The sequence below is a fragment of the Bradyrhizobium sp. S3.2.6 genome, from assembly GCF_040546885.1.
Lineage (GTDB): Bacteria > Pseudomonadota > Alphaproteobacteria > Rhizobiales > Xanthobacteraceae > Bradyrhizobium > Bradyrhizobium cytisi.
Map to the genome: position 1 here is coordinate 29564 of NZ_JBEPOS010000002.1, position 14307 is coordinate 43870.

Below are 14307 nucleotides of genomic sequence, written 5' to 3' on the forward strand. Positions count from 1 at the left end.
GATGATGCGCGAAGCCCGTTGCAACAAATGTTGGGAAGGTCAGAGATTGCTCTCGGTGATCGCGGCGTAGATCATGCTGCGCAGCTCGCGGCGGAGCGGATAGGCGCTCGACGGCAGCACCTGCGTCATGAAGATCGTGATCAGCTCCTCGGCCGGATCGATCCAGAACGAGGTCGTGGCCGCGCCGCCCCAATTATATTCGCCGGGGCTGCCGGCGATCAGTGTCTCCGCCGGGCGGATGGTGACGGCGAAGCCGAGGCCGAAACCGATGCCGTTATAGGTCGCCTCGGAGAACAGCGAGCGCGATACCTCGGGAAGGAAGCGGCCGCCCGGAATGTGGTTGGTCGTCATCAGTGCCAGTGTCTTCGGCCCGATCAGCCTGACCCCTCCGAGCTCGCCGCCGTTGAGCAGCGCGCGGCAGAAGGTGAGATAGTCGGCGACCGTCGAGCAGAGGCCGCCGCCGCCGGAGATGAAGGAGGGCGGCGAGAGGAACGAGCTTTTGGTCGGATCGTCCTGGAGCGTCAGGCCCTCGCGTCGCTGGCCGGCATGGAAGGTCATGCCGCCACCGGGATCGGCGGAATAGCAGGCGGCGAAACGATGCGCTTTCGAGGCCGGCACGTGGAAATCGGTGTCGGTCATGCCGAGCGGATCAAGGATGCGTGTTTTCAGGAACTGCTCGAACGGCATGCCCGAGATCTTGCCGACGAGATAGCCGAGCACGTCGGTCGCGACCGAGTAATTCCAGGCCTCGCCCGGCGAGAACTCCAGCGGGATCTTGGCCAGCGCCTCGATCATGGTCTGGAGCGTGCCTGACTTCTCGACCTCGCCGATCTTCTCGGCGCGATAGGCGGCATCGACATTGGAGCGCTGCTGGAAGCCGTAAGTCAGCCCGGAGGTGTGGCGCAGGAGGTCGACGATCAGCATCGGCCGGGACGGCGGCCGGGTCAGGAAGGCGGGTGAGGTGCCCGCGACGAAGACGCCGAGATCCTTCCATTCCGGAATGTACTTTGCGACGGGCTCGTCGATCGCGACCAGGCCTTGCTCGACCAGCATCATGAAGGCGACGCTGGTGAGCGGCTTGGTCATGGAATAGATGCGGTAGATGGTGTCGTCCTTGACCGGCGCCTTGCGCTCGATATCGGCAAAGCCCTGGACCGAACTGTGCGCGACCTTGCCGCGGCGATAGACCAGCAGATGCGTGCCCGGGAAACGGCCGGCATCGATGTAGCGGTTCTTCAGGTGTGCATCGACGCGGTCGAGCGCGGCCTTGGACATGCCGACGGATTCGGGTGAGGCGGGGGTAGGGGCGAGCATCAGTTCCTCCGGGCAGTTTCTGCAGGAGGTAATAGCCGAAATTGGGACCCCATTCCAAGCGGGTCGCGCTTAACGCAAGCCCACCGACTGGTGTAGGCTCCAGTCTGGAACGCCTCCAGGGAGCCCCCAGGACTTTTCATGGGCCCAACGAGAAAAATGCAAGGCAAACGCATCATGACCCAGTTCAACGAGACCGAACTCACCGAAGCCGTCGTCCGGAGCTTTGACCAGACACCGAATCCGCGTGCGAAATTCCTGCTCCAGGAATTGATGAAGTCGCTGCACGATTACGTAAGCAAGACCGGTCTCACTTTCGAGGAATGGGAATACGCCATCGATTTCCTGACCCGCACCGGCCAGAAATGCACCGACACCCGTCAGGAGTTCATCCTGCTGTCCGACGTGCTCGGCGTCTCCATGCTGGTCGATGCCGTCAACCACCGCGACCGCGATGGTGCGACCGAGACCACGGTGCTCGGCCCGTTCTATGTCGGCGAGCACAAGATCACCGCTCATGGCACCGATATCTCGCCGAATAATCTCACCGGCGAGCGGATGTTCGTGCAGAGCCGCGTCACCGATCTCAAGGGCGAGCCGCTCGCCAATGTCCCCGTCGACGTCTGGCATGCCGACGATGACGGGTTCTACGATTCACAGAAGGCGAATTACGACGAGGTCGGCGCCTCGGCGCGGGCGCGTTTCATCACCGACGCCGACGGCCGCTTCTTCTTCCGCACCATTCTGCCGTGCAGCTATCCGATCCCGACGGATGGGCCGGTCGGCGAGATGATCGTGCAGACCAAGCGCCACCCGATGCGCCCGGCGCATGTGCACTTCCTGGTCAACGCCAAGGGCTACGAGCCGCTGATCACCCACGTCTTCATGGACGGCGACAAATATCTCGATTCCGACGTGGTGTTCGGGGTCAAGGACGACCTCGTCGCCAAGGTCGAGCCGCGCAACGACCTTGAGATGCCCGACGGCAGCAAGGCAAGCGGACAGTGGCACCTGATGACCTACGAATTCCATCTCAAGCCGGGCGGCGGCATGGCGCCGAAGCCGCTTGGGACGAAGGCGGCGGAGCCGGCCTGACGGCCCTGCCGGGCGCGCCGCTTCTCACCTCCCGATATAGGCCGCCAGCTCGTCGGGCGTCCCCATCGGAAAGGCCTCCTTCATAAAGTCGAGGAAGGCGGATACGCGCGCGCTCAAGAGCCGGCGCGATGGATAGAGCGTCCACAGCGCGATCTCTGGTCCGTCGACGTCGCCCCAATGCACCAGCGTGCCGGCGGCGAGGTCGTGACTGACCAGTGACACTGGAAGGCGTGCGGCGCCGACGCCCGCCCGGACCGCATCGCGGACCATGACGAGCGATGACAGGCGAAGCACCGGATCAACCGCGATGCGCGATTTTCCTTTTGGCACCGTCACTTCCCAGGTTGTCTTGCGGTCGCCCGCCCCGCGCATGATAGCCGGCACAGCGTGATCGCCCCTCGGCCGTTTCAGGCTTGGGCTCGCCACGACCACCAGCCGATCGCGCAGAAAGATTCGTCCGACAAGGCTTTCATCTGGATCCGGATTGACCCGAATGACCAGGTCGTAGCCTTCCTCCACCATGTCGACGCTCCGGTCTTCCGTCGTGACCTCAAGCCGGATCTCCGGATATCTGAGCGCGAAACCGGCGGCGAGCTTCCCCATCGCGGTTTGCGAGAACAGCAACGGTGCGCTGATCCGCAGCCTGCCGCGCGGCCTGTCGCCACCCGAAGCGATCGCCGCCGTGGTTTCGTCGAGTTCAGTCAGCAGCGCGCCAGTTCGCTCGTAAAGTGCCCGTCCCTCTTGTGTGAGCTTCAATACGCGCGATCCGCGCTCGAACAGGCGCAGGTCGAGGCTGCTCTCCAGTTCCGCGACCCGGCGGGACAGGGTCGCTTTCGGACGTCCTGCGGCGCGGGCTGCTCGTCCGAACCCTCCGTGTCGGGCGACGAGATTGAAGTCAGCGAGGGCGAGGAGATCCATGTGTTCCACCAGTGGGACGGTATGTCCAAATATAGCGTCTATCGGGCCAAATGTGGATCGCTAGTTTCCGGAGTGTCTTTTGACCCCAACCGGAGTGACCCCCATGACCATCCTCGTTACCGGCGCAACCGGCACTGTCGGCCGCCAAGTTGTCGAACAACTGGTGAAGCGCGGCGCCGATGTTCGTGCTCTCGTCCGCGATTCCGCGAAGGCCAATTTCCCGACAGGCGTCACCGTCGCGCAGGGCGACCTGCTCGATGTCGACTCCTTGCGCGGTGCGTTGTCAGGCGTATCCACCCTGTTCCTGCTCAACGCAGTGGTGGCAGATGAATTCACGCAGGCGCTGATCGCGCTCAACCTGGCGCGCGAGGCGGGCGTCGAGCGGATCGTCTACCTGTCAGTGATCCACAGCGATCTCTACGTGAACGTGCCGCACTTCGCGGGCAAGTTCGGTGTCGAGCGGATGATCGAACAGATGGGCTTCAACGCCACCATCCTGCGGCCGGCCTACTTCATGAACAACGATCTCACGATCAAGGACGTCGTGCTCGGACATGGTGTCTATCCGATGCCGATCGGTAGCAAGGGGCTCGCCATGATCGATGCGCGCGACATCGGCGAGATCGCAGCCATCGAGCTGATCCGCCGCGAGCGGGCCACCGGGCCGCTCCCGCTTGACCGGATCAATCTCGTCGGTCCGGACACGCTGACCGGCGCGGATATCGCCGCCATCTGGTCGGAGGTGCTGGGCCGCACGATCGCCTATGGCGGCGACGACGCCGGCAGATTCGAGCAGAATCTCAGACAGTTCATGCCGGGCTGGATGGCCTACGACATGCGGCTGATGTGCGAGCGCTTCCTGACGGACGGCATGATTCCCGACGCTGGCGACGTCGAGCGTCTGACCGCGCTCCTGGGCCGTCCCCTGCGTTCCTATCGAGAGTTCGCCTCCGAGATCGCGGCGTCGGCCTGAGGGCAGGGGCGATACCCGACAACGACAACAAGGATGCAATCGCCAGCGCAGGCGTCCCGCCTTACGAGGTAGCTACCATGCAAAATTCTGAAACCGACGACATCCGGACTGCCCCACCGAAGATACTGGTTCTTGGAGCGACCGGCGGTACTGGCCGTCTGATCGTCAGCCAGGCGGTGGCGCGAGGGTACGACGTCAGCGTGCTCGTGCGTTCTGCCGAGAAGGCGCGTGATCTCAAGGGGGCGAAACTCATTGTCGGAGACGCCCGTGACGAAAAAGTGCTGCGCCAGGCGCTCAAAGGCCGTGACGCCGTCGTGAGTGCGCTGGGCACACGGGCAAGCCCGTTTCGAGAGGTGACGCTTCTCTCGACAGCGACGCGCGCGCTCACGAGCGCAATGCAGATCGAGCAAGTCTCACGTCTGGTCTGCATCACGGGAATGGGAGCCGGTGACAGTGTCGGGCACGGCGGTTTTCTTTTCGACAAGCTGATTTTCCCGCTGCTCCTGCGCAGAGTGTACGCCGACAAGGATCGTCAGGAAGCGATCGTGAGAGACAGCGGCCTCGATTGGGTTCTGGTTCGCCCCTCCGTCCTGAACAACAAGCCGAGCCGCGATACGATCCGGGCGCTCACGGATCTATCCAACTTCCATGGCGGAGGCATATCGCGAGAAGACGTTGCGAGGTTCGTCTTGGACCAGCTGCGCGCTGATGCCTGGCTGCATCGTTCTCCGTTGATCACATGGTGAAGGCGGCCGACCCGGCCTGACCCAGACCGGCCCTGCTAGCGCGCGTGCAGCAGGGCGAGCAGGACGACGACGGCGCAGGCCAGGACCACCGTGGTCAGTTTCCAGAACAGAAGCGGATTGCGCTCGATCAGGGGCGTGGTCCGCGTGCTGAGGTAAGCGGGGTTCGGGATCCTGAGCTCGTAGGTGAATTCGGACACATCTTCGTGGCGCTTGTTGGGATCCGGATGCAGCGCCTTGCGTAGCGCGCCGTCGATCCAGACCGGGACGGCGCGGTCGTCATGGCTGGCCGGACGATATCTGAGCTTCCACGCGTCCGATCGTCCTCTGATACGGCCGACCTGGGCGCCGTAAGGCAGCTCTCCGGTCAGCATCTGGTAGCAGATGGTCGCCAGCGAGAACATGTCCGATCGGGGAGAGCCGCCTTCGCCAAGGAAGTATTCTGGCGCGGTGTACTGCACCGTGCCGAGGATTTCGGTGTTGTCCGGTGCCGCCTCGGCGACGCCGGCGACCTTGACCGCACCAAAGTCGATGATCTTCGCGGTGCCGGTCCTGTCGATCAGGACGTTGTCTGGTCGCAGATCCTGATGCAGCATTTCCATGCGATGGAAGGCGCGCAGGCCCGCGGCGATCTGGTCCACGATGCCGCGCACGGTCTCGAGGTCGGGGCGAGGATTGTCCAGCATCCACTGCCGTAGCGTCTGCCCCTCGATGAACTCGGTCGCGACATAGAGATAGTTGCGTCGTTTGGACCGCGAGCGGGGCTTCAGGACGTGCGGGCTGTCAATCCGTCGCGCGATCCATTCCTCCATCAGGAACCGCTTCAAATAGGCGGGATCGTCGCGAAGATCGATCGAGGGGATCTTCAGCGCGACCGTCTCCTCAGTCTCGGTGTCGACCGCGAGATAGATGTGGCTGCGGCTGCTGGCGTGAATCTCGCGGACGATACGATAGCCGTCAAACAGCGCCCGCGGCTCCGGCAGCGGTGGCGGCGGTAGCTCGGCCGTGCCGCCAAAAATGTCGGATGAGCCGGTCGGCGGCACTTCGTCGATGCGCAGGATCTGGACGGTGATGTTGTCGTCGCTGCCGCGCCGATAGGCTTCCTCGACGATGGATTTCGCCGCTCCATCGAGATCGTCCGCGTGCGTCGCGAGCGCGGTCCGGACGAAGCGATGATCGACGAACTCGTAGGCACCGTCGGTGGCCAGCAGGAAGATGTCGCCCTGCTCGATCTGGAGCGCCTGGTAGTCGATTTCGATTTGCGGGTTGATGCCGAGCGCGCGGCCGAGATAGGTCTGTTCCGACGAGACGATGACGCGGTGATCGTCGGTGAGCTGCTCGAGCGCCTTGCCGGCGACGCGGTAGATCCGGCAATCGCCGACGTGAAAGATATGGGCCATGGTCGATTTGACCACCATGGCTGTGAAGGTGCAGACATAGCCCTTGTCGCGATCATAGGCGTATTGGCTACGGCGCGTCTCGGCGTGGAGCCATGAATTCGTGGCTTCCAGCACGCGTCGCGCCGAGGTCTTCACCGTCCAGGACTCGGGCGTGCAGTAATAGTCGGTCAGGAAGCTCTTGACCGCGGATTCGCTCGCCACCTGGCTCACGGCGCTGCTCGAGATGCCGTCGGCCAGGACGACGGCAATCCCCTTCAGGCCTAACAGCGGCTCCGCCGGGATGAGGGCGCCGTGAAAGTCCTGATTGACCGGCTTGCGCCCCCTGTCGGAGTGCTGCCCGATCGAAATTCGCAAGCCCCGGCCCATTATCGCCACCAATGCAAAGGGAGCCTCACCTTATCAGGCGAGGCTCCCTTTGTTGACGATCAGGCCGCGGCGCGGGTCTGCGCCTTCGCACCCGGTTCGCGCTTCGGCTTCGTCAGCACATGCGTCGCGTAGAGCGTCAGTCCGGTGAAGGCGAGGCCGCCCACGAGGTTACCCAGCACGGTCGGGATCTCGTTCCAGATGAAATAATCCATGATCGAGAACTTGGCATGGAGCATCAGGCCCGACGGGAACAGGAACATGTTCACCACGGAATGCTCGAACACCATGTAGAAGAACACCAGGATCGGCATCCACATCGCGATGACCTTGCCCGGCACAGTCGTGGAGATCATGGCGCCCACGACGCCGGTCGAGACCATCCAGTTGCAGAGCATGCCGCGGATGAACAGCGTCGCCATGCCGGCGGCGCCATGTGCCGCGTAGCCGAGCGTTCGGCCTTCACCGATATTGCCGATGGCCGCGCCGACCTTGTCCGGGTCCTGCGTGAATCCGAACGTCGTCACGAAAGCCATCATGAAGGCCACCGTGAGGGCGCCGGCGAAATTGCCGATGAAGACAAGGCCCCAGTTCCGCAAGACGCCGCCGAGCGTGACCCCGGGCCGCTTGTCGATCAGCGCGAGCGGCGCGAGCACGAACACGCCGGTCAGAAGGTCGAAGCCCAACAGATAGAGCATCGAGAATCCGACCGGAAACAGCAGTGCGCCGATGATCGGCTGGCCGGTGTTGACGTTGATCGTGACGGCGAACCAGGCGGCGAGTGCCAGGATGGCACCGGCCATGTAGGCGCGGATGACCGTATCCCTGGTGGACATGAAGATCTTGGATTCGCCTGCGTCCACCATCTTGGTGACGAATTCCGAAGGTGCGAGATACGACATCAACAGCTCCTTTGCTCATGTGCATGATCGACCCGGTCCGTGCCGGATCGACGCCTTTGTCAGACCAGTGAGCTTTCGCGCCCCGTGGGATTGGGGCGCGTACCGGAAAGCGACATCGACATGCGCAAGGGATAGCGTCACGATGACCGCGCCTTGGCGGACCAGCGAATAGGCTTCCCAGTGGCCTTCGGTGGCTTCGCGCTCCGGCTCACTGTCAGTCATCGTTGACTAGGCAGAGTGGAAGCAATCGATGTGCCAGATGATCCGGCACGGCAGGCAGCATTCCGAGCCCAAATTTGCTCGTGCTGGAAGGGGATAGCCCTTCTGGAGAACATCGCGTCCGACCGCCGCCGCGGCGGGCTGGCGCGAAAACGGGCTCCTGCCCAACTCTTGTGCGACGCACAATCAACGGGCGAATCCGCATTCAAGAAATGAGCGGCCAGCAAGTTTTTGATGCAATTATAGGCGTGATTATTTTTTCATCATAGACACAAGTGGCTGTAGTTACTTATTTTTCTCTCATTTGCCGACTTGGCATGGAGCTTGAATTAAGCGTCTCGACGCCATCGACGCCGTCACCGAGCAATCATTCAAATCGTGACACCGCCGAAAACGGGGGCTTCCCCGAGCGTGCATCTTTGCGCCCCGCGTCAGTCGGTGTCCCGCTTCCTAGTGAAAGGGACTTTTCCAATGAAGGAAGGCAATCCGAAGTGGATTTCTGACTGGCGCCCCGAAGATGAGGCGTTCTGGAATGCGAGCGGCAAAGTCGTCGCCCGGCGTAATCTGATCTGGTCGATCGTCGCTGAGCACATCGGCTTCTCGGTCTGGCTGATCTGGAGCATCGTCGCGACCAAGCTGCCGCAGGCGGGCTTCCATTACTCGACCGACGAACTGTTCCAGCTCGTGGCTGTGCCGGGCCTGATCGGCGCCTTGATGCGCTTTCCCTATACGTTCGCGGTCACCACGTTCGGCGGGCGCAACTGGACGATTTTCAGCGCAGCCGTGCTGTTCATCCCGACTCTGGCGCTTGCGTATTTCGTCGGTCAGCCCGAAACGCCGTTCTGGCTGATGCTGCTGATCGCGTCGACGGCCGGTCTCGGCGGTGGCAATTTCGCCTCCAGCATGACCAACATCTCCTTCTTCTTTCCTGACCGGATGAAGGGTTGGGCACTCGGCCTGAACGCGGCCGGCGGCAATATCGGCGTCTCCAGCGTGCAGCTGCTGACGCCGATCCTGATGACGCTCGCCGTCATCAACCTGTTCCAGGCAGCGCCGGTCGGCGGCGTCTATCTCCAGAACGCGGGCCTGATGTGGGTGTTGCCGATCGCGATCGCGGTGATCGGCGCGGTGTTCTTCATGAATAACCTGACCTCGGCCAAGTCGTCGATCAAGAACCAGCTTGCGATCGTCAAGCGCAAGCACACCTGGATCATGGCCATCATCTACATCGGGACGTTCGGCTCGTTCATCGGCTACTCCGCGGCGTTTCCGCTGCTGATCAAGACGCAGTTTCCGACTGTCACGATCTCGATCGCGTTCCTCGGTCCGCTGGTCGGCTCGTTGTCGCGTCCGTTCGGCGGCTGGCTCGCCGACAAGGTCGGCGGCTCCATCATCACCTTCTGGAATTTCATCGCGATGGCGGCGGCCACGATCGGCGTGCTGTACTTCGTCGGAGAGAAGGACTTCACCGGCTTCCTCGCGATGTTCCTGATCCTGTTCCTGACGACGGGCATCGGCAACGGCTCGACCTACCGCATGATCCCCTCGATCTTCCGCGAGGAGAACCTGTTCAAGGTGCGCGGCAAGGGCGATGGGGCGCGCGCTCTCGCGCTGAAGACCGCGAGCATCGAGAGCGGTGCGGCTGTCGGCTTCATCGGCGCGGTCGGTGCGGTTGGCGGTTATCTGATCCCGAGCAGCTTCGGCAAGTCGATCGCGATGACGGGCGGACCGCAGGTCGCGCTCGCCATCTTCCTCGCGTTCTACGCGATCTGCCTCGGAATGACCTGGTGGTTCTACCTGCGTCGCAGCCCGCAGGCGGAAGGCGCGCCAAGCCTCGCCGAAGCGCGCGTGTAATCGCGCGTTACGAAACTCGCTTCTCCCCGCACGCGGGGAGAAGCCGCTCTGATGACGTTTGATCCATGAGCTTTCTCCGCAACGGCGCGGACAAAGGCAGACCGAAACAGACAGGAAACCATCATGACACCTCAGCAGATCGCCCTCGTGCAGCAAAGCTTTTCCAAGGTCGCGCCGATTTCCGAAGCAGCTTCGCAGCTGTTCTACGACCGCTTGTTCGAAGTGGCGCCGTCCGTGCGTGCGATGTTTCCCGAGGACATGACCGAGCAGCGCAAGAAGCTGATGGGCATGCTGGCTGCTGTCGTCAGCGGCCTGTCGAATCTCGAGACGATTCTTCCCGCGGCCTCGGCGCTCGCCAAGCGTCACGTCGCCTATGGCGCCAAGGCCGAGCACTATCCCGTGGTCGGCGCGACCTTGCTCTGGACCCTGGAGAAGGGCCTCGCCGAGGCCTGGACGGGCGAACTCGCAACCGCCTGGACCGACGCCTATGGCGTGCTGTCCGGCTACATGATTTCCGAAGCCTACGGCGCACAGTCGCAGGCCGCCGAATAGGAGATGCCTTGTGAGTGAACCGCTGGTCATCGTCGGTAACGGTATGGCGGCCGCGCGTCTGGTCGATGAACTCGCCAAGACTGCGCTCGGCCGCTACGCGGTTGCCGTTATCGGCGATGAGCCGCGGCTCGCTTACAATCGCGTGCTGCTCTCCTCCGTGCTGGCCGGCGAGACCGGCTCGCACGAGATTGAGCTCCGCCCGGCGGACTGGTGGCGCCATCGCGGTGTCACCGTGCGCTATGGCTATCGCGTCACCGAGATCGACACTGGCCGCCGCGAGCTCAAGATCGCCGGCGAAGAGAGCATGGAATATTCCAAGCTTGTGCTCGCCACGGGATCGACGCCGCTGCGGCTCAACGTGCCGGGCGCCGATCTCGCCGGTGTCCATACCTTTCGCGACACGCGCGATGTCGACCTGTTGCTGACGCTGGCGGCCGCGAAGAAGCGCGTCGTAGTGGTCGGCGGCGGCCTGCTCGGGCTTGAGGCAGCCTACGGCCTTGCGAAGGCCGGCGCGCCCGTGACGCTTCTCCATCTGATGGACCGGCTGATGGAGCGCCAGCTCGATGGGCCGGCCGCCGATCTGCTCAAGACGCTGGTCGAGCGCAAGGGCATCCACATTATGCTCAATGCCTCGACCGCCCGCATCCATGGCGAGCGCCATGTCGAGGCCGTCGAGCTTGCCGATGGTAGCCGCATCGAGGCCGACGCCGTGATCTTCGCCGCCGGCATCAGGCCCAACATTGCGCTGGCCAAGGAGGCCGGCATTGCGGTCAACCGCGGCGTCGTCGTCAATGACGAGATGCAAACCGCATCGCCCGACATTTACGCGCTCGGCGAGTGCGCGGAGCATCGCGGCACCTGCTACGGCCTGGTCGAGCCGGCTTATGAGCAGGCGCGCGTCTTGGCGCGGCATCTCGGCGGCCGACCCGCCGCCTATCAGGGCAGCGTGGTCTCGACCAACCTCAAGGTCTCCGGCGTCAGCGTGTTTTCCGCCGGCGACTTCATGGGCGGCGAGGGCAGCGAGAGCCTCGTGCTGACCGACCGCAGGCGCGGTACCTACAAGAAGCTTGTCATTGCCGACGGATGCCTCACCGGCGCCGTCCTGATCGGCGATACCACGGATGCGCTCTGGTATCTCGAGCTGATCCGCACTCGCGAGAAGATCGCCGGGATTCGCGCGGACATGATGTTCGGCCGCGCGCTCGCGTTTCCGTCCAAGGCGGCGTGAAGGAGACGGCTTGACATGACGGCGATCGACCCCAGCCTCCGCACCACCAAGACGACCTGTCCCTATTGCGGCGTCGGCTGCGGCGTGCTCGCAACGCCCGACGGCGCGGGTGGCGCTGCGATTGCGGGTGATCCCGATCATCCCGCGAATTTCGGCCGGCTGTGCTCGAAAGGCTCTGCGCTCGGTGAGACCGTCGGGCTCGAGAGCCGGCTGCTGTATCCGATGATCCGCTGCAAGGGCGTGCTGGAGCGCGTTGCCTGGAGCGATGCGCTCGATCACGTCGCCCATCGGATGCAGCACATCGTCGCGCGCGACGGTGCCGATGCGGTCGCGTTCTATCTTTCGGGCCAGCTCCTCACCGAGGATTATTACGTCGCCAACAAGCTGATGAAGGGCTTTGTCGGCACCGCCAATGTCGACACCAATTCGCGGCTCTGCATGTCGTCCTCGGTCGCCGGCCACCGCCGTGCCTTCGGCGCCGACACCGTGCCGGGCTGCTACGAGGATCTCGACCAGGCCGATCTGCTCGTTTTCGTCGGCTCGAATGCCGCCTGGTGCCACCCGGTGCTGTTCCAGCGCATGGTGAAGAACCGGCAGGAGCGCGGCGCGCGCATGATCGTGATTGATCCGCGCCGCACCGATACCGCGAGCGACGTCGATCTGTTCCTCGGCCTCAAGCCCGGCACCGACACCGCGCTGTTCTCGGGCCTGTTCGTCCATCTCGCCGACAGCGGCGCACTGGATCAGGAGTATATCGCTCGGAACACGTCGGGCCTTGATGATGCGCTGGCGCGCGCGCGCAGCATCGCCGGCAGCGTCACCGCGACCGCGCTGGCGACCGGCCTCTCCGAGCAGGACGTCGCAGCCTTCTTCAGGATGTTCCGCGACACCGAGCGTGTCGTCACGCTCTATTCGCAGGGCGTCAACCAGTCGGCGCAGGGCACCGACAAGGTCAACGCGATCCTGAACTGCCATCTCGCGACGGGGCGCATCGGCAAGCTCGGTGCTTCGCCGTTCTCGCTCACCGGCCAGCCCAACGCGATGGGCGGCCGCGAGGTCGGCGGCCTCGCCAACCAGCTCGCGGCGCACATGAACTTCACGCCGCCCGACATCGACCGTGTCAGGCGGTTCTGGAAGGCGCCGCGCATCGCCACCCACGAAGGGCTGAAGGCGGTGCAGCTGTTCGAGGCGATCAACCGCGGCGAGGTCAAGGCGCTCTGGGTGATGGGCACCAATCCCGCGGTGTCGCTGCCCGATGCGGATCTCGTGCGCGAGGCGCTGAAGAAGCTCGAGCTGTTCGTGGTGTCCGAGAACGTGCTCTCCAACGACACGGTCGAGGCCGGCCCGCACGTGCTGCTGCCGGCACTGGCCTGGGGCGAGAAGTCGGGCACGGTGACCAATTCCGAGCGCCGCATCTCCCGCCAGCGCTCGTTCCTCCCCGCACCCGGCGAGGCGCGCCCCGATTGGTGGATCCTCAGCGAGACCGCAAAACGCCTCGGCTTCGGCGACGGATTCAATTACAAATCCGCCGCCGAGATTTTCCGCGAGCATGCCGCGCTCTCGGCGTTCGAGAACAACGGCAGCCGCGATTTCGACATCGGCGCGCTGACGTCGCTGTCCGACGAGGACTTCGACGCCTTGAAGCCCGTGCAATGGCCGGCGCGCGAGGGCGAGGCGCCGGGCGAGCGCTTCTTCGCGACTGGCGGCTTCTTCACCAATGACGGCAAGGGCCGCTTCGTCGCGCCGGAGGTGCCGGCACTGCGCAGCGAGACAGGACCGTCGCGTCCCCTGCGGCTCAACACGGGACGCATCCGCGACCAGTGGCACACCATGACGCGCACGGGGCTGAGCAAGCGGCTCGGCGCGCATCTGCCTGAGCCGTTCGTCGAGATCCATCCCGACGACGCCAACAAATACGGCATCGTCCATGACGGCTATACCCGCATCGCCACCGATTACGGCCAGTGCATTTTGAAGGCCGTCGTCAGCGAGCGGCAGCAGCGCGGCACGCTGTTCGCGCCGATCCACTGGAGCGCGATGAATGCCTCGCACGGCCGCGTCGGTGCGCTGGTCGCGCCGTTCACCGATCCGTTCTCCGGACAGCCGGAGTCGAAGGCGACGCCGGCTGCGATCGCGCCGTATGAATACGTCTTCCGCGGCTTTGTGCTGTCGCGCAAGCAGCTCGATCTGCCGCCGAATCTGTTGTGGACCCGCACGACCGTCGCCGGCGGCTTCGGCTATCTCTTCGCCGACAATGCGGATCTGTCGCGCTGGCCGGCCTGGCTCGATGGCCTCGCCGGCGACGACGTGGCCGAGTACCGCGATTTCGGCGGCGGCGTCTACCGCGCGGCCTCGTTCGCGGGCGATCGCATCGAGGCCTGCCTGTTCGTCGGCCCCGCGCATGATGCCGGCGACTGGGAGGTGGTGAAGAGCGTTTTCGCGGCCGATCATGTCACCGACGATCAGCGCCGCATGCTGTTATCAGGCAAATCCAGCGAAGGAGCCGCGGCGACCGGCCCGATCGTCTGCGCCTGCTTCGGCGTCGGCCGCGGCACCATCTGCGATACCATCGCGAGCGGTGCCCGCACCGCCGCCGAGATCGGAGCCAAGCTCAAGGCCGGCACCAATTGCGGCTCCTGCATCCCCGAGCTGAAGCGGCTGATTGCGACGACCGAGGTGGCCCCGGCGAAGCAGGTAAAGGTCGCGGGCGCGGTGGGGTAGACGGCGCTCTTTCCATCGTCATTGCGAG

General features: G+C 64.1%; 11 protein-coding genes. 7 read left to right on the plus strand and 4 right to left on the minus strand.

Annotation, left to right across the window (positions count from 1 at the left end; all coding sequences use genetic code 11):
* Positions 1 to 39: 39 nt before the first annotated feature.
* Positions 40 to 1314 (minus strand): serine hydrolase domain-containing protein, encoded by a 1275-nt coding sequence (locus tag ABID58_RS04500; protein WP_354031693.1) that lies wholly within the window; start codon positions 1312 to 1314, stop codon positions 40 to 42.
* 174 nt (positions 1315 to 1488) lie between these two features.
* Here ABID58_RS04500 and ABID58_RS04505 point away from each other — a divergent pair, with 174 nt between their 5' ends.
* Positions 1489 to 2406 (plus strand): intradiol ring-cleavage dioxygenase, encoded by a 918-nt coding sequence (locus ABID58_RS04505; protein ID WP_354031694.1) that lies wholly within the window; start codon positions 1489 to 1491, stop codon positions 2404 to 2406.
* Between the two features lie 24 nt (positions 2407 to 2430).
* Here ABID58_RS04505 and ABID58_RS04510 read toward each other — a convergent pair whose 3' ends face one another.
* Positions 2431 to 3324: a LysR family transcriptional regulator gene (locus ABID58_RS04510; RefSeq protein ID WP_354031695.1), complete on the minus strand. Its 894-nt coding sequence runs from the start codon at positions 3322 to 3324 to the stop codon at positions 2431 to 2433.
* Between the two features lie 103 nt (positions 3325 to 3427).
* On the opposite strand from ABID58_RS04510, the gene ABID58_RS04515 reads away from it, so the two are divergent.
* Positions 3428 to 4297: an SDR family oxidoreductase gene (locus ABID58_RS04515; protein ID WP_354031696.1), complete on the plus strand. Its 870-nt coding sequence runs from the start codon at positions 3428 to 3430 to the stop codon at positions 4295 to 4297.
* A gap of 77 nt (positions 4298 to 4374) precedes the next feature.
* Positions 4375 to 5043: an NAD(P)-dependent oxidoreductase gene (locus ABID58_RS04520; RefSeq protein ID WP_354031697.1), complete on the plus strand. Its 669-nt coding sequence runs from the start codon at positions 4375 to 4377 to the stop codon at positions 5041 to 5043.
* 35 nt (positions 5044 to 5078) lie between these two features.
* Here the strand turns inward: ABID58_RS04520 and ABID58_RS04525 are convergent, their stop codons facing one another.
* Positions 5079 to 6806, minus strand: coding sequence for a bifunctional protein-serine/threonine kinase/phosphatase (locus ABID58_RS04525; RefSeq protein WP_354031698.1), 1728 nt, complete (start codon positions 6804 to 6806; stop codon positions 5079 to 5081).
* A gap of 59 nt (positions 6807 to 6865) precedes the next feature.
* A complete protein-coding gene (locus ABID58_RS04530) occupies positions 6866 to 7705 on the minus strand; it encodes a formate/nitrite transporter family protein (protein ID WP_148748995.1) in 840 nt (279 codons plus the stop codon).
* Between the two features lie 690 nt (positions 7706 to 8395).
* Between ABID58_RS04530 and ABID58_RS04535 the strand changes: the two genes are divergently transcribed.
* From ABID58_RS04535 to ABID58_RS04550, 4 genes are all read left to right on the plus strand, one after another.
* The gene (locus ABID58_RS04535; protein ID WP_148748994.1) at positions 8396 to 9778 is read left to right on the plus strand and encodes an MFS transporter; all 1383 of its coding nucleotides are present in this window, start codon (positions 8396 to 8398) and stop codon (positions 9776 to 9778) included.
* Between the two features lie 123 nt (positions 9779 to 9901).
* Positions 9902 to 10330 (plus strand): globin family protein, encoded by a 429-nt coding sequence (locus ABID58_RS04540; RefSeq protein WP_354031699.1) that lies wholly within the window; start codon positions 9902 to 9904, stop codon positions 10328 to 10330.
* Between the two features lie 10 nt (positions 10331 to 10340).
* The gene (locus ABID58_RS04545; RefSeq protein WP_354031700.1) at positions 10341 to 11558 is read left to right on the plus strand and encodes an NAD(P)/FAD-dependent oxidoreductase; all 1218 of its coding nucleotides are present in this window, start codon (positions 10341 to 10343) and stop codon (positions 11556 to 11558) included.
* A 15-nt stretch (positions 11559 to 11573) separates the two neighbouring features.
* Positions 11574 to 14279 (plus strand): molybdopterin-dependent oxidoreductase, encoded by a 2706-nt coding sequence (locus tag ABID58_RS04550; protein WP_354031701.1) that lies wholly within the window; start codon positions 11574 to 11576, stop codon positions 14277 to 14279.
* Positions 14280 to 14307 lie beyond the last annotated feature (28 nt).